Genomic DNA, 22,570 nt, shown 5'->3' on the forward strand with positions numbered 1-22,570 from the left:
TTAGTCGTTTTGATCGTGCCGCACTGGCCGCGCGCCCGGCATGATAGCCGCAGACGTAGCCGATGACGTAGCCGATGAAGCAGACGCAGCCGAAGGCGAGGAAGCCGAAGAAGGTGCCGTGGATGAAGCCGCCGCCGGATGCCGCGGATTATGCAGCTCATCGGTCGACCACCCGCCGCCCAGATCGCCAAACAACGACGCCGCGTGCAGCAAGCGCGATTCCTGCACGTTCAGCGCGGTCTGCCGCGTCGTCAATTGCGTCGCTTGCGCAACCGCGACCGTCGTGTAATCGACGGTGCCCGCCTGGTATTCGTTGAACGCGATCTCCGCGCCACGGTCCGCGTCGCGCACCGCCGTTTCGAGCACGAGCGCCTGCTCGGCGAGAATGCGCAGGCCGGACAGATCGTCCTCGACGTTCTGGAACGCGCCCAGCACCGTGCCGCGATAGTTGGCAACGGCCGCGTCGTAGGCCGCCTTCGCCGCGTCGACATCCGCGCTGCGCAGGCCGCCGTCGAACAGCGTCTCGGTCGCGCTGCCGCCGAGCGACCACACGTAGTTCGCGGCCTTCAGCAGACCGGACAGCGGCGACTGGGTGAATCCGGCCACGGCCGACAGCGAGATGTCCGGGTAATACGCGGCCACCTCGACGCCGATCGCCGCATTTTGCGCGGCCATCCTGCGCTCGGCGGCGGCGATGTCGGGGCGGCGTTCGAGCAGCGTCGACGGCACGCCGACCGGCGCCGACGGCAGCGCCGGCATCGCGGTGCTGTGCGTGATCGACAGCTCTTCCGGGTTCTTGCCGACCAGCACCGCGATCGCATGCGCGTTCTGCGCGCGCGCGACGCCGAGCGCGATCAGATCGGACTTCGCGGTATTCAACTGGCTGCGCGCGGTGATCACGTCGCTCGGCGGAATCGTGCCCGCGCGATCCTGCTCGGTGACGACGTCGAGATAGTGCTGATACGCGACGACCGTTTGCTGCAGCAGGTCGATGTTCGCGTCGCTGGTGCGCAGCTCGATGATCGCGGTCGCGAGCGCGACCTGCTCGGAGAGCGTCGCATTCGCGAGCGTCGCTTCGCTCGACTGCGCACTCGCGGCGTTTTCCTCGACGGTGCGGCGCACCTGGCCCCACAGATCCGGCGCCCAGCTCACGTTGCCTTCCAGCGAGCCCGAATTGACGATGCGCGTCGCCGTACCATTGACGAAGCTTCCGGATGCACTGACCGAACCGCTGCTCGCGCGTTCGCGCGTCGCCGAACCGGTAGCGCCGATGGTCGGAAACAGGGCCGCGTGCGCGGCGCGCACTTCGGCGAGCGCTTGCTGGTAGTTCGCGTAGTCCACGCGCACGGTCTGGTTCGACACCGCGACGAGCGGTTCGAGTTCGTCGATCAACGGATCGTTGAACGCGCTCCACCATGTGCCCTTCGGGCCGGTCGCGTTCGGCTCGGCCTGGGTCCAGCCCGGCAGTTCCGAGTACGTGGCGGGCACGCTGACCTGCGGCCGGTGATAGTCCGGGCCGACCATGCAACCGGCGTTGAACAGCGCCAGCAGCGCGACGGCGAGCGTCGCGATGCTCGGCAACCCGGCGCGAGACCCTGTCATTCGTTCAGTCGCAATCTTCATCGTCATGCCTTCGTATCCGCTTGTCCCGGCTTCGCGTCGCGGTTCCAGCGCAGCCCCGCGGACCATCTGACCAGCCGTGCACGCAGACGGTCGAGATACAGATAAATCACCGGCGTCGTATAGAGCGTAAACATCTGGCTCAGGATCAGCCCGCCCATCACCGTGATACCGAGCGGCTGGCGCAGCGAGCCGCCCTGGCCCATGCCGACCGCAAGCGGCACCGCGCCGAGCACGGCCGCGAACGTCGTCATCATGATCGGCCGCAGACGGATCAGCGCGGCCGCGTGGATTGCGTCGCGCGCGGGCATCTGTTGCTGGCGCTGCAACTGGATCGCGACGTCGACCATCATGATGCCGTTCTTCTTGACGATACCGATCAGCAGGATGATGCCGATCATCGCGATCACCGAGAACGGCGTGCCGAAGATCAGCAGCGCGAGCGTCGCGCCGATGCCCGCGGACGGCAGCGTCGACAGAATCGTCAGCGGGTGGATCGAGCTCTCGTACAGCACGCCGAGCACGATGTAGACGACGCCGAGCGCCGCGAGAATCAGCAGCGGCACCACGCCCATCGACTGCGAATAGGCCGCCGCCGCGCCCGCGAACGAGCCGTGGATGCTCGCGGGCATGCCGATCTCGCGGATCGTTTCGTTGATCGCCGCGCCCGCCTGGCTCAGCGACCCGCCGGCCGGCAGGTTGAACGAGATCGTCGCGGCGACGAGCCCGCTCTGGTGGTTCACCTGCGTCGACGTATGGCTGTTCCTATACGAGGTCAGCACCGACAGCGGCACCATCGTTTCGGCAGCCGTGCTGTCCGCGCTACCGGTCGAACTGCCGCCCTTGCTGTTGGCGATGCTGTTGTTGGTCGCGTTCGACTGCGCGTCCGAGTTGCGCGAGTTCGTGTTCGACGACGTGCCGGTCGTGGTCGCGGTAGTCGTCGTCGCCGACACCGTGCCGCGCGGCATCTGTGTCGCGGCCGTGCCGGTCGGATTGCCGGCGGACGTGCTCAGATAGATCCGGTTCAGCGTCTCTGGATACTGCCAGTACTCTGGCGCGACCTCCATCACGACGAAGTACTGGTTCAGCGGGTTGTAGATCGTCGACACGGTGCGCTGGCCGAACGCGTCGTACAGCACGTTGTCGATCTGATTCGGCGCAAAACCGTAGCGCGCGGCGGTCGCGCGATTGATCGTCAGGTAGGTCTGCAGGCCGTTCTGCTGCAAGTCGGAGTTCACGTCGAGCAGCCGCCCGCGCTCCTTCGACAACGCGGCGACGAGCTTCGGCGTCCACGCAAACAGCGCGGCGGAATCGTCGCTCGTCAGCGTGTACTGGTACTCGGCCGCCGATTGCCGCCCGCCGATGCGCAAATCCTGCTGCGCCTGCAGAAAGAGCCGCGCGCCCGACACTTCGTCGAGCTTCGGCCGCAGCCGGTTGACGACCTGGGTGGCCGTTGCGTGCCGCTGCGACAGCGGCTTCAGCTCGATGAACACGTTGGCGGTGTTGAGCGCGCGCCCGCCGGTAAAGCCCGCGACGGACTGCACCGCCGGATCCCTTTGCACGATCGACTGCAACTGCGCGAGCTTCTTCTGCATCGCCGTGAACGAAATGCTCTGGTCGGCGATAATCTGCCCGATCACGATGCCGGTGTCCTGCTCGGGGAAGAAGGTGGCCGGCACCAGCTTCAGCATGAACACGTTGCCGACCAGCAGCGCGAACAGCAGCAGGATCACCAGCAGCGAATGATCGAGCACGGCCGTCAGCGTGCGTGCGTAGACGCCCTTGAAGCGATCGAACTGCCGCTCGATCCACTGTGCCCAGCGCGCTTTCGAATGACCTGCGTTGTCGCGGCTCAGCACGTACGCGCACATCGCGGGCGTGACCGTCAACGAGATCACTAGCGAAATCAGGATCGCGATCGACAGCGTGATCGCGAACTCATGGAACATCAGTCCGACGATGCCCGGAAACAGGATGATCGGCAGAAACACCGCGATCAGCGACAGGCTCATCGAGATCACCGTAAAGCCGACTTCGCCCGCGCCCTTCAGCGCGGCCTCTTTCGGACCCAACCCCTGCTCCATGTACCGCACGACGTTTTCGAGCACGACGACCGCGTCGTCGACGACGAAGCCGGTGCCGATGGTCAGCGCCATCAGCGACAGATTGTCGATGCTATAGCCGAGCAGATACATCGGCCCGAAGGTACCGACGATCGACAGCGGCAACGCGACCGCCGGTATGAGCGTCGCGCGCGGCGACTGCAGAAAGATGAACACGACGCCGACCACCAGCAGCATCGCGATGAACAGCGTGCGCTCGGTATCGCTGACCGACGAGGTGACCGACTGCGAGCGATCGATCGCGACATCGACGTGCACGCTGCTCGGCAACGTCGCTTCGATCGCCGGCAGCACGTTGCGTATCTGCTGCACCGTGCTGACCACGTTGCTGCCCGGCATCGGATAGACGATCACGAGAATCGCCGACTTGCCGTTGAAGAGCCCCGCGTTGCGGATGTTTTCGTTCGAGTCGCGCACCTGGGCGACGTCGCGCAACAGCACCGGCGCGCCGTCGCGATACGCGACCACCAGATCGCGATACGGCGCCGCGTGCGTGATCTGATCGTTCGACGTGACCACGTAGCGCTGATCGCCGACGTCGATATGCCCCTTCGCGCTGTCGGCATTGGCCGCACTGATCGCCGCGCGCACGTCTTCCATGCCGATCCCGTAGCTATTGAGCTTGCCCGGCTGCAACTCGACGCGCACGCTCGGCAACGCGCCGCCGCCGAGCGTGATCTGACCGACGCCCTGCACCTGCGACAGTTGCTGCTGGATCACCGAATCGGCGGAGTCGTAGAGCTGCGCTTTGGTCAGCGTGTCCGAGGTCAGCGACAGCACCATGATCGGCGCGTCGGCCGGGTTGTACTGGCGGTAGCTCGGATTGCTGCGCAAGGTGGTGGGCAGATCGGCGCGCGCGGCCTGGATCGCCGCCTCGACGTCGCGCGCGGCGCCGTTGATGTCGCGCTTCAGGCCGAACTCGACGATGATCAACGACGAGCCGACATAGCTGATCGAGGTCAGCTCCGCGACGTCGGCGATCGTCGCGAGCCGCCGCTCGAGCGGCTCGGCCACCGTCGACGCCATGATGTTCGGGCTCGCGCCGGCCATGTTGGCCTGCACGACGATCACCGGAAACGCGATGTTCGGCAGCGGCGCGACCGGCATGCGGAAATACGCGAGCGTGCCGGAGATCAGGATCGCGATCGCGAGCAGCGTCGTCGCGACCGGCCGCCGGATGAAGATCGCCGGGATGTTCACCGCGTGCCCTCCGCGCCGCCTTCCGGAGGGCGCCCGCCCGGCTCGTCGCCGCCGTTGCGCCTGGCGCGCTCGGCGCGCCAGCGGTTCACGCGCGTGGCCATACGGTCGAAGAACAGATAGATCACCGGCGTCGTGAACAGCGTCAGCACCTGGCTCAGCGTCAGGCCGCCGATGATCGCGAGACCGAGCGGCCGGCGCAGTTCCGAACCGGTGCCGGTGCCGAGCAGCATCGGCAGTGCGCCGAGCATCGCGGCGAACGTCGTCATCAGGATCGGCCGGAAACGCAGCAGCGACGCCTCGAAGATCGCATCGCGCGGCGCCTTGCCATGATTGCGTTCGGCATCGAGCGCGAAGTCGACCATCATGATCGCGTTCTTCTTGACGATGCCGATCAAGAGCACGATGCCGATGATGCCGATCACGTCGAGATCCATACCCGCGAGCATCAGCGAGAGCAGCGCGCCGATACCGGCCGACGGCAGCGTCGACAGGATCGTGACCGGATGGATGAAGCTCTCGTACAGCACGCCGAGCACGATATACACGGCAACGAGCGCCGCGATCAGCAGATAGACCTCGCTGGAGAGCGAATCCTCGAACGCCGCGGTCGCGCCTTGCAGCGACGACGTGATCGACGGCGGCAGGTCGATCGACTGCTCGGCCTGGTGAATCTCCTTGACCGCGGTGCTCAACGATGCGCCCTTCGCGAGATTGAACGACACCGTCACCGACGGAAACTGCGCGAGATGGCTGATCACGAGCGGCGCCTTCGCGATCTGGATCTTCGCAATGCCGGAAAGCGGCACCTGACCCGTGCTGCTGGTCTGGCTCGGCAGATACAGATTGCCGATCGACTGCACGGTCGGCATCGTTTCCGGCTTCGCGACCAGAATGACGCGGTACTGGGCCGACTGCTCGAAGATCGTCGACACGATGCGCTGGCCGAGCGCGTCGTACAACGCGTTGTCGATCGTCGCGGGCGTGATGCCGAAGCGCGCGGCCAGTTGCCGGTTCACTTCGACGTTCACGCTGAGGCCGTCGCTATTGAGATCGCTCTGCACGTCCGACAGCGACGGAATCTGCTTCAGGCGCGCGACGAGTTCCGGCACGTACTTCTGGAACGCCTGCTGGCTCGGTCCGCGCAACACGAAGCTGTACTGGTTCGGCGACACGGTCGTGTCGAGCGTCAGGTCCTGCTCGGGCTGCATGAACAGCTTCACGCCGGGCACGTGCGCGACTTCCTGCGCGAGCCGGCGCGCGATTTCCTGGGCGGTGTCCGAACGCTTGTCGCGCTCGCGCAGATTGATCAGGAAGCGTCCGTTGTTCAGCGTCGCGTTGGTGCCGTCGATGCCCACGTACGACGTCAGCGACACCACGTCCGGGTCCTTCAGGATCGCCTCGGCGAGCGCGCTCTGGCGCTGCACCATCGCCGCGTACGACACCGAGTTGTCGGCGACGCTGATGCCCTGGATCACGCCGACGTCCTGCACCGGAAACAGTCCCTTCGGAATCACCACATACAGGATGCCGGTCAGCACCACGGTGGCGATCGCGACCATCAGCGTCAGCGTCTGATGGTCGAGCACCCAGCGCAGGCCGCGCTCGTAGGCGGCGAGCGTCTTGTCGAACAGACCCTCGCTGATGCGCTCGAAGCGGCTCGGATGGCGCTCGGCCTGCGCGCGCAGCATCCGCGCGCACAGCATCGGCACCACCGTCAGCGACACGACCGCCGAAATCACGATCGTGACCGCGAGCGTCACCGCGAACTCGCTGAACAGCCGCCCGATCACGCCGCCCATGAACAACAGCGGAATCAGCACCGCGATCAGCGAAATAGTCAGCGACAGGATCGTGAAGCCGATCTGCCCCGCGCCTTCGAGAGCGGCTTCGAGCGGCGACATGCCCTCTTCCAGATAGCGCACGATGTTCTCGATCATCACGATCGAGTCGTCGACCACGAAGCCGGTCGCGATGATCAACGCCATCAGCGACAGGTTGTCGATCGAGTAGTTGAGCTGGTACATCACCGCGAGCGTGCCGATCAGCGAGACCGGCACCGAGATGCTCGGAATCAGCGTGGCGGGCACGTTGCGCAGGAACACGAAGATCACCGCGACCACCAGCACGATCGCGAGAATCAGTTCGAACGCGGCGTCCGCGACCGACGCGCGGATCACGCCGGTGCTGTCCGACACCACGGTCACTTTCATGCCGGCCGGCAGCGTCGATTCGAGCTGCGGCAGCTCCTTCATGATCTGGTTGACCGTCTGGATCACGTTCGCGCCCGGCTGGCGCTGCACGTTCAGCACGATCGCGGGCGAGCCGTTGTACCAGGCGCCGCGCTCGACGTCCTGGGCGGCCTGGCTCACGCGCGCGACGTCGCGCATGAATACGGGCGAGCCGTTCTGGTAGGCGATTACGGTGTCGAGGTAGTCCTTCGGATCGCTGATCTGATCATTGCCGTTGATCGTGTAGTCGAGATCGGGGCCGTCGAAATTGCCCTTCGGCTGGCTCACGTTGACATAGCTGAGCAGCGTGCGCAGATCGTCGATGTTCAGACCGTAGGCGGCGAGCTTGTGCGGGTCGGCTTCGACGCGGATCGCGGGCACGTTGCCGCCGCTCGTCGTCACGACGCCGACGCCCGCCACTTCCGAGATCTTCGTGCCGAGGCGGTTGTTCGCGACGTCCTCCAGTTGCGTCAGCGACATCGACTTCGAGGTGACCGCGAGCGTCAGAATGGGCTGGTCGGCGGGATTGACCTTTGCGTAGGTCGGCGGTGCCGGCAAGCCAGACGGCAGATAGCTGTTCGCCGCGTTGATCGCCTGCTGCACGTTCTGCTCGGCGATGTCGAGGTTCAGCGACAGATCGAACTGCAGCGTGATCACCGACGCCCCGTCCGAACTGTACGAGGTCATCTGCTGCAGGCCCGGAATCTCGCCGAGCTGCACCTCGAGCGGCGCGGTCACGGTGGTCGCCATCACCGTCGGGCTCGCGCCCGGATAAAAGGTCTGCACCTGAATCGTCGGATAGTCGACGTTCGGCAGCGACGACACCGGCAGCACGCGCATCGCGATCAGACCGACGAGCACGAGCGCGATCATCAGCAGCAGCGTCGCGACCGGGCGAAGAATGAACAGGCGGGAAATGTTCATCGGCGCGGGGGTCCGTTACGACGAGGCGGCTTCGGACGCGGCGGCGGGCGCCTTCGGGCCGGTTGCGGAGGTGCCGGTTGCGGAGGTGCCGCTCGCCGCGGCGGCGGACTTCGGATGCGCCGGCTGGATCTTCGCGCCGTCGTTCAGACGATCCATGCCGTCCGTCACGACCTGGTTGCCGGCCGCGAGTCCCGACACGATCACCGTGTTCTTGCCGTCGCTCGGTCCGAGCTTGACCTTGTGCACGGACACCGTGCTGTCCGGATTGACCAGATAGACGAAGTCGCCCGGCGCGCCGGACTGTACCGCGGCGGTCGGCACGAGCACCGCGTTCTGCATCGTGTCGACGAGCAGCTTCACGTTGACGAACTCGTTCGGGAACAGCGTTTCGTCGTCGTTCGCGAAGGTCGCGCGCAAGGTGACGGTGCCGGTCGCGGTGGCCATCTGGTTGCTGACCGCGTACAGCGTGCCGGTCGCGATCTCGCGCGAGTTATCGCTCGAATACGCGGTGACCGGCAGCTTCGCGCCGGTGGCCAGACGCTGCACGATCGACGCGAGCGAATCCTGCGGCACCGTGAACTGCACCGTGGTCGGCTTCTCGGTCGTGATGACGACGATGCCCGTCGACGACGACGCGGTCACGTAGTTGCCCGGATCGACGAGCCGCAAGCCGACCTTGCCCGCGATCGGCGCGGTGATGCGGCAATAGGCGAGGTCGAGATCGAATTGGGCGATGTTGGCGAGGTCGACCTTCACCGCCGCTTCGTCCTGCTGCACGAGGAATTGCTGATCCGCGAAGGTTTGCTGCGCGATCGACTTGCGTTCGTTCAACTGCGTATAGCGCTCGAGATCGGCGCGCGCCTGCGCGAGCGACGCGCGGTCTTTCGCGAGCGTCGCTTCCGCCTGCTGCTTGCTGATCTGATACTGGCGCGGATCGATCTGCGCGAGGAACTGGCCTTTTTGCACCTCCTGGCCTTCGTGATAGCCGACTTCGGTCAGATAGCCGCTCAGCTGCGGCAGCACGGTCACGGTTGCGATCGGCGTGACGGTGCCGAGCTCGCTCAGTGTGACCGGCATCGAACCGAGCGTCGCCTGCGCGACGGTGACGACGATCGCCGCGTTCTCGCGCACCGGCTTCTTGCGCGTTATCAGATGAACCACGACGAGCGCGACCAGCACGAGCACGACAACCGCGAAGATGATGAGCCCGCGTCGGGAGCGCTTTGGCGGCGGGGACACGGTTTCGCTCATGTTGATCTCCGGGAACGGATATGGGTGTTGATACTCGGTTGGAAGCTCGTCCGCTGACGGGACTGCGCAAAAGTGCCATGGTTCACGCGCGTTGTCATCAGTCGAAGGCCTCCGGACGTGTTGTTATGAAGACGTAAGGAAGTGGGGCAAGAGCTTGAATACGGGCATGCGTGAATGTAACCGGCTTGCGCCGGCCTTGAGTTACAGGGGCGCAACATGTTGGCCGGTGGAAGAGTCCGGGGCATCGATCGGGCGACACGTGGGGGCGGACACCCGCATGGGCAGAGTTATGGGCCAGGCGGGACATCGCAATATGCGGTAACAGACGACAGCCAACTGACAACCGGGCCGTGCGTCCAGAATCGTCACAATCGTCCGCTATCATCGCGAGCCAGCGTCGCGCGCGCCGCGACTGTCACGACACCCCACAACCTCGCCCCGATGTCCATCACCGTCAATTTCCCAGCCGAAATCCGCGACTGGATCGCCGCCAACCTTTCGCGCGGCGTCGCGCCCCAAGCGATCGTCAACGAACTGGTGAGCCGCGGCAACGCGGCCGAGCTCGCGTCGGCGATGGTCGATGCGGTCGCATCGGCGTTCCTGTACGGTATGGCGCTGCCCGGCGACAAGCTCGAAGTCGGCAGCGCGCCGCTCAGCTACCAGCCCGAGCCGCTGCGCGTGCCCGACGCTCCGCTGATCCAACTCGGCGAGCGCAAGGTGCGCGTGCTGTCGCGGCTGCAACGACCGGCCGCCGTGCACATCGCCAATTTCCTGAGTGCCGATGAATGCGAGCAGCTGATCGCGCTCGCACAGCCGCGGCTCGACCGGTCGGCCGTCGTCGATCCAGTGACCGGCCGCGATATGATCGCCGGTCATCGCAGCAGTCACGGGATGTTTTTCCGTTTGGGCGAGACGCCGTTGATCTCGCGCATCGAGGCGCGCATCGCGGAACTCACGGCAACCCCGGTCGAGAACGGCGAAGGCTTGCAAATGCTGCACTATGAGGAAGGCGCGGAGTCGACGCCGCACGTCGACTATCTGATGACGAGCAACGAAGCGAATCGCGAGTCGATCGCGCGCAGCGGCCAGCGCATGGGCACGCTGCTGATGTATCTGAAAGATGTCGAAGGCGGCGGTGAGACGGTGTTTCCGCAGATTGGCTGGTCGGTCGCGCCGCAGCGCGGGCATGCGCTCTACTTCGAATATGGGAACCGCTTTGGGCTGTGCGATCCGAGTTCGCTGCACGCGAGCACGCCGCTGCGTTCGGGAGACAAGTGGGTGGCTACCAAGTGGATTCGGACGCGGCGGTTTGTGCCGCGCGATCAGGCTTGAGAAGTCAGGCCTGAAAGGCAACGCGTGTCGAGGTGAAAAGGGCGTGCTGTCTGTCCGCGCGCGTGGAAAAACATTCGAACGACTCGCGCGAGCCTTGATCAGAGTCGCGCTGCTAGCCGCGGCGGGCTGCAGCGCGAAGCCGGTAGCAGGATGGGCGCGTCAGACGCCGCGCCCTCGAAGCAAGGTAATCAGAACTGCTCGATCCACGTGGCGAGGCGATCGGCGGCGAACTCGCTACCGCGCTGCGCCGGCCGGAGCGCGATCGCATTGCCTTCGCTTGCCGGCTGCAGTGCAACGTCATTGCCGTCGAGCCACAGAAGGCTCGCCAGCCATACCGCGTGCCCGCTCGACACCGCGTTGTTGCCCGGCTCAGCGAGAAACTCCGCGAGTGTGGCCGGCTGGTCGCACACGAGACCATCGCCTTCGCGGCGCACATTGACGCCTGCCTCGGAAAATACCCCGGCCAGCGTCGTCAGTGCGTCGCTCGCAGTCACGCTCGCGCTGCCGTGACGGTTACGCAGCGTGGCGAGGTGCGCGGCCACCGTATGACCGAACGCGCCGCTGCGGGCACTCTCGGCCGCGATCAGATCGGAGTAGTCCTGCAGCAGCCAGTCCGGCTCGGAGTTCGGCACGTCGGCGAGTACCGCTGCGGCGAGATACGTCTCGACCGGCTGAAAGCGCTCGGGCCCGATCAGCGTGGCCGACAGCGAACGCAACAGACCGATGCGAGTGGCGACCACCTGCTTTTGCAGCACGCCCAGCTTCTCGCGCACCAGCGTGTCGCGCTCCTTGCGCAGCTCGGCCAGCTCGAGCGCCTGCTTCAGCTCCATGCGCAGCGCCGTGATGTCCCAAGGCTTCTTGATGTAGCGATGGATATGACCGAGGTTGACGGCCGCGACGGTCTGATCGATTTCCGAATACGCGGTGGTCAGAATCCGCACGACATGCGGAAAGCGCTCGCTCGCATAGCGCAGCAGCTCGTTGCCGAACTCGCCCGGCATACGCTGGTCGGAGACCAGCACCCCCACCCTGTCGCCGTGCTCGTCGAGCAGGGCCTTGCCCTCTTCCACCGAGCCGCCCGTCAGGACCGGCGCCAGGCTTCCGATGGCACGCTGGAAGTACTTGACGGCGGTAGCTTCGTCATCGACGAAGATGATCGCCGGCGCCAACTCCTCTGTGGCTTTTGCTTCGTTCATCAACAACTCCTGTGCGTTTGACCTTTGATATGGGGAAAATCCAGCACGACGGTGGTGCCTCCCCACGACGTGGACTCGATCCTGAGTCCGCCGCCACAGGACTGCATGACACGGTTGCATAGAATCAGGCCCAAGCCGTTCCCCCCGGATTTCGCGTGCGTTGTAATTGGGTCCGTCAACAGGCGGTCTTTGATCTCGGGCGGAATTCCCGGCCCGTTGTCGCAGATGCCGATGCTCGGGTGGGGTTCCGTTGTCACGGTAAAGCGCACCGACGGCGACGACACATCCGCGAGCGCGCGCAACGCGTTGGACAACAGCGACGACAGCACGAGCGCCACGCAATTCGGCTGCGTGAGCACGGCAAAGTCGCTGTCGACGTCGACCTGCACCCACGAGCGCTGCGCGGTCGTAAACGGATACGTATCGAGCAACGCCGAGATCAGCCCATGCGCGGTACTCTCGATGCGCGCCTCGTCGCCCTCCAGTTGCCGGCGCCGCCCGTTGTGCACCGAGCGCCAGAAGGACGACACCACCGCCATGCAGTACTGCGCGCTCTCGCGCATCGATTTCGCGGCGCCGAGAATTTCGCCTTCCGCATCGCGCTCCGCGTCGATGCGATCTTCGATGCTGTGCGCGTTCAACGCGATCGCCGCGAGCGGCGTGTTCAGTTCGTGCGCGATGAACGCCAGGGTTTCGTCGATGGCGATCAGGCGCTGATTCTGCATCGTGCGTTCGTGGTAACGATCAAACGCCAGTTGCAGCGTATCGCGCACTGCCGCCGGCTTCAGCGGCTTTTCGAGGATGCGGAACACCTCGCCGGTGTTGACCGTCTGCAATAGCATCTCGACGTCTGCATAAGCCGTGACCAGAATCCGCACGATGTGCGGATATTCCAGCGCCACCTGGCGCAGCAGGTCGCCACCGTCACGCCCCGGCATGCGGAAGTCCGTGACCAGCACCGCGATGCGGGCGTTGTCCTGCTCGAGGATAGCGATCGCCTCGTCGCTGCTCGTCGCGAGCAGGACCTCGTAATCGGCACCTACGGTGCGCGCGAAATATTTACAGGCCAACTCTTCGTCATCGACGTAGAGAAGAGTGGGCTGTGTCTGTCGGATGTCATTCATGGCATTTCTCAGGGTGCGGGCGACAGATCGAAACTGAACGACGCCCAACTTCCCTGCTCGCTCTCAGCAAACAGCAGGCCGCCATGACGCTCGATCACCGCATAGCTGATCGACAGCCCGAGGCCCAGGCCCTGTCCCACTTCGCGGGTGGTAAAAAATGGCTCGAACACGCGCGCGAGATGCTCCGGCGCGATGCCCGGCCCGTTGTCTTTTACCGTCACATGCAGGCGGTCTTCGGTCCATCTGACGTTGACGTGAATCGCCGGCGCGGGCGTGCCCGCCTTGCGCATCGCCAGCACCGCATTCGACAGCAGGTTGATCAGCACGCCGATGATGGCCGCCTCGTCGCCCTGCACCAGCGTATCCGCGGGCAGCTCGCGCGTGACGGTGACGCCCCGCAATTCATGCCCGACGAGCCGGATCGCCGAATCGAGCGCCTTTTCGAACAGGAACGGCGTGCCCAGCTCCGCCTCGGCGCCGGGCTTGCGATACGCGAACGTCTTCAGGTCCGACACGATGTGCTGGATCCGCTGCATGCCCTGCCGCGCATCGACCAGACATTCCTGCAGCGTCGGCTCCTTCTTCGAGATCGGCTCTTCCAGCGCAACCTCGATTGCCATCAGACAGAAGTTCACCGGGTTGTTCACTTCATGCAGCAGGCCGGCCGCGAGCGTACCGATCGCCGCCATTTTTTCCTGCTGCAGCAGTTGGCCCTTGATGTCGAGCAACTGCCGATTGATCACTTCGAGTTCGGCGTTCTTCGCGGAGACCTCCGCGTTTTTCTCGGACACCTCGGCCTTCAGGCGAAACAGCATGAAGCGCACACGTTCGTTGAAAAACGTGTAGACGGCACTTGCGGCAGCGGCGAACAGAAGGAGCAGAACATTGACGGTCATCGTGCCGAGCGGCACGCCGTCATGCGGAGGCAACAGGCAGGCCAGCAGATACAGAAAGCAGGACAGCACGCCGAACACGAGGTTTTGCCACAGACCGAATGGCAACGCAATGCCGGACGCGAAGATGGCCAGATTCAGGCCCATGTAGTAGGGCGACAGAACACCATCGGTGCGCCAGATCATCCATGAAATCATCGCCTGCGGCAGCAGCAGCCAGGACAGCGTCAGCCATGGAGTAAGCCGCCGCCCCATGCTGGTGTCGAGCAAGGCGATGATACCGCCGATCATCAACGACACGAGCAGGCGCGCGAGCGCGAACGACGTCTGATACTGCGGATACTGCGCGTAATCCAGCCCCACGCCGAGCAGCACGAGCGCAATCGCTGTGCACGCGCCGCCCCGGCTGAACGTGACGCGAAAGTCGGCCAGCTCGGTTTGATAGCCGCTCTGCAGGGGACTGGTAGTCATGAACAGGGATGTCGACACGGTTTCAGAGGATCGTGGCTTCCGCGAACACATTCACCCCGGTCTCGTCGACGTAGAGCTTCTGGTCACTGGAGTTGGCGGGAAGCAGCGAGCTCATGCCGCTTTCGTTCCGATAAATCAGATACCACTCGAGCAGATGCTCCATCCCGTACTTCTCCGGATTCGCCGAATGGACGTTGGTGACCAGCAACTGGCCGCCAGCTCGCGTGCGAGCGGCGAAGTAACTGAGGAGACGCGCGCAGACCTTGTCCGACAGATAGTCGAACAGACCCGCGCAGTACACCGCGTCGAATTCGCGCGCGGAGGGGTCCGCTGAAATTTTACGCTTGAGCAGATCGTGCACCGACTGATGCACCATTTGCACCGAGGCTTTATGGCCCGCGGCATTCGCCGAGCTTTCGATCGCGTCCTTCGTAAACGCCAGCGTTTCCTCGCTGAAGTCGACCAGCTCGAACGACAGCAGCTCCGGATGCGGATATTCGCGCACGAAGCGCTGGATCTCGAAAGCGGGCCCGCAACCGACGTTGAGGATGCGGAACGGCCTGCCGGCAGCGCGCGCCGCTTCGGCCTGACGCGTCAGAAAGTCGATCAGCAGCGTGATGCGGTTGCGGTGCGCGGTCGCGACCGCCGCGTGCAGGAACGCGGTATTGACGATCTGGAAGTATGTGGTCGGTCCCTGCTGCGGATCGCTGAGGATCTGGTTGACCATCTCGTAGTCGCCGGCATAGCCGAGCGGCTTGGTGAACGTGCGGTAGACGAATGGCGCGCGCAGCAGCAACGGATGCAGTGCCGCTTGCGCATACGTGCGATGCACGGGTGCGGTCTCGGCGTCGACGCGCTCGGCCTCTTCCTCGAGGCGGTCGAGGAAGAACTTGATCTTGAGCATGATCGGCGTGGCGAGCTCGTAGAACAGGTCCTCGCGCAGCCTGCCTTCTTCGGTCTTCGGCAAGCTCTCGGTCAGGTCGACCTGCTCGACCCAGCGCGACACTTCCGACAGGAATGCGCGCATCTCGTTCACGACGATCTGATAGTCGCGCCGGATATTGAAGCGCGCGTCCCAGTCGCTGATAAAGAGTTCTGCTTCCCGGCCGACCGACTTCGCTTCATTGGGCAGAACGCTAAGCTCGCGCCATTCGTCGATGAGTGCCAGCGAAACCACCGCGGTCAGACCGGTGTTCACCAGACTCACCACCACCGCCTTGCCGAGATAGGCATTCTTGGTGCCCATGCGCACGCTCAGCTCGCTTAACACCTCGCTGACCTGCACGATGGAATAGGGGTTATAGACCTCCATGACCAAAGACTTTCTCTGGAGGTTAATGATCGTCCCACGCACGTGCTCGCGCTGCGAGTTGCGGAAGCTGATCACCGGGTCGATTTGCGTTTGAGAGTACACGGTATTAGTACCTGAGGAATCCGGGAACGCAGCAGGGTGTTGGAGAAGTCCTGTGAATGGCTGCCGCACGCACGACACCGGCGACAAGTCGTGGACGCGTTTCAAACCACAGTTGAGCTGGAAACACCAAAGCCCTTTGCCAGAATGGCTCCAGCGGCTTGCAGTGTAACATCAACACGTTCAATTCTGACTGAGGTCAAATTCAGGATGAAACGTATATGCAAGGATTTCTTGCGAGCATGTCCGTGCTGTAGAAAGCCGTTTTTGCAAAGAACCATTTGAAACGAGTTGGCGAGCGCGCGGGTGCAATCGCCGACAATTCGTTTCTCGACAACGACTTGCAATCGCATTGCCACGATGGCGGCACGATCCGCTATTGAAGGGGTGCGTTACTTGTGCCTTTCTGACCTATGCCCTTTGGATATGCCCCGTGCATTCGCCGAATAAGCCTTCTTTGTTTTAACGCAATTCGCGTCCGGCGCGGCAAACGTTTTTCTTTTAGAGTTCGGCGCGAATACCGCCGACAATCGAGCGGCTCGCGCACTCGTTGACTCATTCGTGCAAGGCCAAACCTTTCACGGCCTTATCGACGGCTTTCTTCGGTCCGTGCAGTGCGAGACCGACGAGATCGAGATTCGCCGCGTCCTCGGCGCGAAAGACTGCGCGATTCGCCGCGTCATGCCCCGTCGAAAACATCGCGTGCACATACGGCACGATTCCGAGCTCGCGCGACAGCGCCTGCCGATGCGCGCCCTGCAGACCGAACCGGTCGGCGGCGAACACCATCATCGGCTGGCCGAGCATGCGGCCGTAGCGGTGCCCGGCGGCATCCTCGTAGGGTTCGCCCAGCGCATCGGGCGCCGCGGCCGCGACACCGGTCGCGAGAAACGCGACCACATTGAGCTTCTGCCAGACCGCGAGATCGCTGCGCACGATCAGCGCCACTTTGGTATCGAACATGATGACTCCTCGTTGAGCCGCTCATGATCGACGATGCCGCGCGATCAGTCTGGAACGTTTGTGCACATCTGCCGGTACGCCGCCGGCGTCATGCGGTACGCCCGACGAAACCAGCGGCCGAGATGGCTCTGATCCGCGAAGCCGACTTCGGCGGCGACCCGCGCGGGCGTGCGGCCGGTCGCGAGCAGGCGCCGCGCGGCGCGCAGGCGCAAGCGCACCAGATACGCATGCGGCGAGGTGCCGAACGCGCGCTGAAACAGACGCGTCAACCTGAACCGGTCGATGCCGGCAACTTCGGCGAGTTCGTCGAGCCCGAGATTGCCGTCCATGTGTTCGTGCAACAGATCGCGCACCCGCGTGATCGCAGGTGACGCGGCGGGGTCGCCGGTCAGAGGCGCGCGTAGCTGGGCGCCGAGTTGCAGCAGCAGACGATCGAGCGTCTGGTCGCGCGCGAGCCGGCCCTCGTTGCCGTAGATCGCGGCGAAGGCCTGGCCGATCGCATCGACGAGCGCACGGTCGTCGACCAGCGTATGGCCGAACGCCGCCTCGACGCCGGCCAGTCCCGGCAGACCGAGCCGCCGCGCCGCGCGCTCGACCCAGGCTTGCGGCAGATACAGCATCGCGTAGGTGAAGCCGGCCGCCTCTGGCGCGTAACCGTCGTGCAGCGCGCCGGGCTCGATCAGGATCGCGCGGCCCGGCACGCTCGTGTGCAACGACCGATGACACTGGAAGCGTTGCACGCCCTGCTCCGTATAGCCGATCAACATATCGTCGTGATCGTGCGGATCGTAGGCGTGGCCGCCGAAATGCGCGCGCAGGCTCTCGATGCCGGTTTCGGCATCGCGACGGGCGATTAGCCAGTTGGCGGGACTGAGTGAAGTGGGCATGGGTTGGAGCTGGCGGGCAGCGGGCAATGCGGCCAGCGGACAGTGTACGGCAGCGGGGGAATCGGGTCGGGCCAACGACCGTTCCTGTCGACGAAGGCAACCAGCGTCACGGCTTCTTCGAACGCGGAGGCCGTGCGTTGACGAACGGGTTATAGCCGCGCGAACCCGCCGGCCGATCCTGTTCGGTCGCGCGGCGGCGCTTGCCGGATCGTCCGTCACCCGACAATTGCGCAAGCAGTTCTTGCGATTCGGACTCCGACTCCGCGTCCGTTTCATCCACCGGCGGCGCGGTTTTTTTGCGTCGCGCGGTTTTTGGCTGCGCAGCTTTCTCGTCCGTATCCGGCGCGACGCCCGCGATGTGTTCGATCACGGTCATGAACGATGCCGATGCCGATCGGACAGGTTGTCCCGGCAGCATCGTCAGCGCGACGATTTCGTGCAGTGAACGACCGTCGACGGAGCGGCCCTGCACCGTGTCATGCCAGTCGACATCCGCTTGCGCGAAGGCGCCGATCACACGTTCGAGCACGGCCGGCGACAGGACGCCGCCGTCGTACAAGCGGATGACGACGCTTTCGAACATCTGGAGCGGGGCGATGCCCGTTGTTTTCGACGCCACGTTTTGTCATCCGGTTGGTTTCTCTTCCAGTATCAGCCAGCAAATCACATGCCGATGTGGCGAGTAACTCATCGTGATCGCCGAATACGGCATGCACGAGGCGTGAATCATGCTCGCATGCAGGAAGTCGGCCCGCTTGCACAAGCAGGGCGTCGCCGGTCGAGCCAAATCGACCGCGCCGTCGTAGCAAATTAGAGAGAACCGTCGATCGAGCCGCGGGACGTCATCACGGCCTTGTCATATGGCGTTGGGAAGATCGCGGCGCCATCCAGGCCCGCGACGTCGAGCGGTCTTGAGTCTTGCGGCACAGAAAAAAAACGACGACCGACAACCCACACGACCCAACGACCATGAAAAGAAGCGCCTCGACACTCGCCGGTTTGGGAGTCATGCTTTCGCTCGCCGCTTGCGGCCCCGACAATGTCAGCTCGCCCGCCACCGGCTCGAGTGCCAGCGCGAATACCAGCACCAGCGTCACCGCGACGGGCATCGCCGCCGCCGGCGCGCCCATCGTCGGCGTCACCGTCACGGTGACGGACAGCGACGGGAAGAGCACGCAGTCGAGCCAAACCGACGCGACCGGCAAGTTCACCGTGTCGACGACGGGCAAGGCGCCGTTCGTTCTGACCGCGCCATTCAACGATGCGGACGGCACGCCGGCCACCCTGTCCGCGGTCATCGATCCCGCGCCCGCGTCGTCGGGTGCGGCCGTGTCCGTGGTCGCCAATCTGAATCCGCTGACGTCGCTGCTCACGCAGCGCGTGCTGGGGATCGTGCCCAATGGCGCGCCGACCAGCGCGCAGATCGCGTCGGCGAAGATCTCCGCGAGCAGCATCGCCCAGGCCGACGCGGCCGTCGCGGGCGCGTTGCAGCCACTGTTCAGCGCGTTCAACGTGCCGGTCAATACCGTCGCGGACCCGATCGGCACGCCCTATCAGGCGAATGCGAGTAACCCGCTCGACAACCTGTTCGATATCGCGCGCTTCACGGTGCACGCCGGCACGGTCGCCGCCGGTGTCGACGCCAGCCGCGCGCAGGTTTCGATCCCGCCCACGGGCGCGGTCTCCGGCGCGATGCCGGCCGCCGCCGTGACCTCGGCGCTCGCGTTGAGCAACAGCGCGACCACGACGCCGATTCAGCACGTCATCGTCGTGGTCGGCGAGAACCAGACTTTCGACGGCCTGTTCGGCGGCTACGTCGCGCCGGACGGCCAGACGGTCAAGAACCTGCTGTCGGAAGGCATCATCAACGCGGACGGCACGCCGGGTCCGAACTTCGCGCAGGCCGCCCAGAACCAGGGCACGACGCAAACGGCCTACACGATCAACCCGACGCGCGGCGCGGCGTACGCGACTCTGCCGCAGCCGGAACAGATCGGCATCGAAAACCTCCAGACCTTCACGACCGGCGGCGGCACGGCCGACACGCGCTTCCCGGCCACGCTGCCTAACGGCCCGTTCCAGATCACCAGGTACGTACCGTACGCGCAGCAGGTCACGGCCGTCGCGCCCTTGCTGACGCTCTACGCGATGACCGGCGACCCGGTCCATCGCTTCTTCCAGATGTGGCAGCAAACCGGCGGCGACAACAGCAAGCACGACATGTTCACGTGGGTGGCCACCACGGTCGGCCAGGGCGGCGATACGACCGGCATCACGCCGCAGAATCCGTCGCAGGGCGGCGAACTGATGGGCTTCATGAACATGTCGACCGGCGATGCGCCGTATTTCCAGTCACTCGCGCAAACCTACGCGGTCAGCGACAACTATCACCAGTCGATCATGGGCGGCACCGGCGCGAACTTCTTCTCGATCGCGACGGCCGACGAGCCGTACTTCAACACGGCCGGCACCGTCGCAACGCCGCCGGCCAACCAGATCGAAAATCCTGACCCGATGGCGCAAACGGCGAACTTCTACACGCAGGACGGCTACGAAGGCGGCTCCTACGTGAACTGTTCCGATGCGAGCCAGGCCGGCGTGTCAGCCATTCTCAATTTCCTCGCCACGAAGAAGGTCGCAAGCAATTGCGACGCGGGCAAGTACTATCTCGTCAACAACTACAACCCCGGTTATGACCTGAACGGCAACGTCCAGCCGATCGGTCCGAACAACTACAACTACCCGCCGCAGACCGTGCCCACCATCGCCGAGGCGCTGGCCGCCAAGGGCGTGTCGTGGAAGTGGTATACGGGCGGGCGCACCACCAGCGACCTTGCAGCTGAAACCCAGCTGCTGGAACTCGCGGACGGGTTGCCGGCGGCGCAGGCGGCGGCGCTTGCACAGTCGGCGCAGTACAACGTCATCGGCGACCCGCTGGTCGCGTCGAGCAAGGTGATGGGCACGCCCGCGCTGAAGGCGAACCTGACCGATCTGACGACGTTCGCCAACGACATCAAGAACAGCACGCTGCCCGCCGTGTCGTTCGTCGTGCCGAAGAACCTCGACAGCGGTCACCCCGGCTATTCGGCACCGGCCACCTATGAGGCGTTCCTGAAGACCGTGATCGCCAACGTTCAGGCCAATTCGACGCTGTGGGCGCATACGGCGATCCTGATCACCACCGACGAAGGCGGCGGCCACTTCGACACCGGCGCGATCCAGAACCTCGATTTCTTCGGCGACGGTCCGCGCATTCCGATGCTCGTGGTGTCGCCGTATGCCCGCAAGGGGATGGTCGACCACACCTACTACGATCATGCGTCGGTGCTCAAATTCATCGAACGCAACTGGCGCCTGCAGCCGCTGTCGACGCGTAGCCGTGACCGTCTGCCGAATCCGGTCACCTCGACGCAAAGCCCGTATCTGCCGATCAACACGACTTCGATCGGCGACCTGATGGCGATGTTCAATTTCTGATCGACGAGAGCATCGAAAAAACGGTGGGGCCTTCGCTCCACCGTCTTCCGTTGAAACGACGCACGCATGCAGATGATTCGAGATTGCTTCAAAGTGGCGAGTGGATTGGGCGCTGCAACGATTGCCGCCTTCGCCGCCTTCACGCTGGGTGCGAGCTTTTCAGCCACGGCACAAGCACCGTCGAGCAATGGACTGACGGCCGCCGCGGGCGGCTTTGCCGCGGCATCGAAAGCGGTGCCCCAGGCGGCCGCCAAAGTCTCGGTGCAAAGATGGGTTCGCTACCCCGCGAGCGCTGCCGCGTTGAGCCAGCGGGCCGAACTTGGCAAACAGATATTCTTCGACGCGTCGCTATCGGCCTCGGGAAAGATGTCATGCGCGAGCTGCCATAGTCCCGAGCACGCCTACGGTCCACCGAACGGCCTTGCCGTGCAACTGGGCGGCGCCGACATGCGCCAGCCGGGTACGCGTTCGGTGCCGTCGCTGCGCTATCTGAGCTTCACGCCGTTGTTCAGCCGGCACTTCTATACGCCCGCCTCGGAAGATACCGAGGACGAAGGACCGACGGGCGGCTTCATGCGCGACGGCGCCGCCGCATCGTTGCACGATCAGGCGTCGATGCCGCTGCTCAATCCGAACGAGATGGCCAACCGCAGCGCGGCCGAAGTCGTCGCGAAGCTGCGGCACAGCGCTTATGCCGACACCTTCAGAAAAGTCTTCGGCGCCCAGGTCTTCTCGCAGACGGACAAGGCATTCGCGCACATCGGCGAAGCACTCGAAGCGTTTCAGACCGAAGACATGAGCTTCCATCCGTACACGAGCAAGTTCGATGCGGCGATGTCGGGCAATGCGGACTTCACGGCGCAGGAACTGCGCGGCTACGCGCTGTTCAACAACCCCGACAAGGGCAATTGCGCAAAATGCCATCTGGACGCGCCCGGGCCCGGTGGACGGCCGGCGCAATTCGCCGATTTTTCGTTCATTGCGCTCGGGGTGCCGCGCAACCCGGACATTCCGGCCAATCGCGATCCGACGTATTTCGACCTTGGCCTGTGCGGCCCCTATCGCTCTGATCTGGCGAAGGAAACCGGCTTCTGCGGCATGTTCAAGTCACCGACGCTGCGCAACGTTGCGACGCGCTCGGTGTTTTTCCACAACGGCCGCTTTCATAAGCTTGAGGACGTGATGCGCTTCTATGTCGAGCGCGATACCAATCCGGCAAAGTGGTATCCGAAGGGGGCCAACGGCAAGGTCGACAAATTCGACGATCTGCCGCGCCGCTATCGCAACAACGTCGACTTCGCGGATGCGCCAATGGATCGGAAGCTCGGCGGCAAGCCCGCGCTGAACGAGGCCGAGATTCGCGACGTCATCGCATTCCTGCAGACGTTGAACGACGGTTACTCGGTCACGCCGGGCGGCCCGAAAGCGCTGGTGCGATAGCGAGGTTTGTTCGTAGCGAAACCAACGGAA

The 22,570-nt window shown here is 64.4% G+C and carries 15 protein-coding genes; 3 read left to right on the plus strand and 12 right to left on the minus strand.

The window, feature by feature from the left end:
* Genes F6X39_RS06980 through F6X39_RS06995 form a run of 4 tightly spaced genes read right to left on the minus strand, consistent with a single transcriptional unit; the run spans position 1 to position 9,346 of the window.
* Entirely contained in the window at positions 1-1,629 is a 1,629-nt protein-coding gene (locus F6X39_RS06980) for an efflux transporter outer membrane subunit (protein WP_187616077.1), read from the minus strand.
* Complete coding sequence (locus F6X39_RS06985; RefSeq protein ID WP_187616078.1) at positions 1,626-4,943, minus strand: efflux RND transporter permease subunit; 3,318 nt, start codon at positions 4,941-4,943, stop codon at positions 1,626-1,628. Before F6X39_RS06985 ends, F6X39_RS06980 begins: the two co-directional genes overlap by 4 nt.
* Positions 4,940-8,095, minus strand: coding sequence for an efflux RND transporter permease subunit (locus F6X39_RS06990; RefSeq protein ID WP_187616079.1), 3,156 nt, complete (start codon positions 8,093-8,095; stop codon positions 4,940-4,942). Before F6X39_RS06990 ends, F6X39_RS06985 begins: the two co-directional genes overlap by 4 nt.
* A 15-nt stretch (positions 8,096-8,110) precedes the next feature.
* Positions 8,111-9,346, minus strand: a complete 1,236-nt coding sequence (locus tag F6X39_RS06995; RefSeq protein WP_187616080.1) for an efflux RND transporter periplasmic adaptor subunit — start codon at positions 9,344-9,346, stop codon at positions 8,111-8,113.
* A gap of 441 nt (positions 9,347-9,787) precedes the next feature.
* Between F6X39_RS06995 and F6X39_RS07000 the strand changes: the two genes are divergently transcribed.
* Positions 9,788-10,678, plus strand: a complete 891-nt coding sequence (locus tag F6X39_RS07000) for a 2OG-Fe(II) oxygenase (protein ID WP_187616081.1) — start codon at positions 9,788-9,790, stop codon at positions 10,676-10,678.
* Positions 10,679-10,866: 188 nt separating this feature from the next.
* Here the strand turns inward: F6X39_RS07000 and F6X39_RS07005 are convergent, their stop codons facing one another.
* The 8 genes from F6X39_RS07005 to F6X39_RS07040 form a co-directional block, all read right to left on the minus strand.
* Positions 10,867-11,874, minus strand: coding sequence for a response regulator (locus tag F6X39_RS07005; protein WP_187616082.1), 1,008 nt, complete (start codon positions 11,872-11,874; stop codon positions 10,867-10,869).
* On the minus strand, positions 11,874-12,998 hold the full coding sequence (locus F6X39_RS07010; protein WP_187616083.1) for a hybrid sensor histidine kinase/response regulator: 1,125 nt from the start codon (positions 12,996-12,998) through the stop codon (positions 11,874-11,876). Before F6X39_RS07010 ends, F6X39_RS07005 begins: the two co-directional genes overlap by 1 nt.
* Positions 12,999-13,006: 8 nt before the next feature.
* Positions 13,007-14,362: a sensor histidine kinase gene (locus F6X39_RS07015; RefSeq protein WP_090807732.1), complete on the minus strand. Its 1,356-nt coding sequence runs from the start codon at positions 14,360-14,362 to the stop codon at positions 13,007-13,009.
* A 22-nt stretch (positions 14,363-14,384) separates the two neighbouring features.
* Positions 14,385-15,776, minus strand: coding sequence for a class I SAM-dependent methyltransferase (locus F6X39_RS07020; RefSeq protein ID WP_187616084.1), 1,392 nt, complete (start codon positions 15,774-15,776; stop codon positions 14,385-14,387).
* Between the two features lie 101 nt (positions 15,777-15,877).
* Positions 15,878-16,120: a hypothetical protein gene (locus F6X39_RS07025; RefSeq protein WP_187616085.1), complete on the minus strand. Its 243-nt coding sequence runs from the start codon at positions 16,118-16,120 to the stop codon at positions 15,878-15,880.
* A gap of 208 nt (positions 16,121-16,328) precedes the next feature.
* Positions 16,329-16,736 carry a DUF2000 domain-containing protein gene (locus F6X39_RS07030; RefSeq protein WP_090807737.1) on the minus strand — a complete coding sequence of 136 codons (408 nt, stop codon included), beginning with the start codon at positions 16,734-16,736 and terminating at the stop codon, positions 16,329-16,331.
* 44 nt (positions 16,737-16,780) lie between these two features.
* Positions 16,781-17,623 carry an AraC family transcriptional regulator gene (locus F6X39_RS07035; protein WP_187616086.1) on the minus strand — a complete coding sequence of 281 codons (843 nt, stop codon included), beginning with the start codon at positions 17,621-17,623 and terminating at the stop codon, positions 16,781-16,783.
* Between the two features lie 106 nt (positions 17,624-17,729).
* Positions 17,730-18,242, minus strand: a complete 513-nt coding sequence (locus F6X39_RS07040) for a hypothetical protein (RefSeq protein ID WP_410449883.1) — start codon at positions 18,240-18,242, stop codon at positions 17,730-17,732.
* A 350-nt stretch (positions 18,243-18,592) separates the two neighbouring features.
* On the opposite strand from F6X39_RS07040, the gene F6X39_RS07045 reads away from it, so the two are divergent.
* A complete protein-coding gene (locus tag F6X39_RS07045; RefSeq protein ID WP_262413566.1) occupies positions 18,593-21,100 on the plus strand; it encodes an alkaline phosphatase family protein in 2,508 nt (835 codons plus the stop codon).
* Between the two features lie 66 nt (positions 21,101-21,166).
* Positions 21,167-22,540 (plus strand): cytochrome-c peroxidase, encoded by a 1,374-nt coding sequence (locus F6X39_RS07050; RefSeq protein WP_187616087.1) that lies wholly within the window; start codon positions 21,167-21,169, stop codon positions 22,538-22,540.
* Positions 22,541-22,570 lie beyond the last annotated feature (30 nt).

Source organism: Paraburkholderia sp. UCT2, from assembly GCF_014397665.1.
GTDB lineage: Bacteria > Pseudomonadota > Gammaproteobacteria > Burkholderiales > Burkholderiaceae > Paraburkholderia > Paraburkholderia tuberum.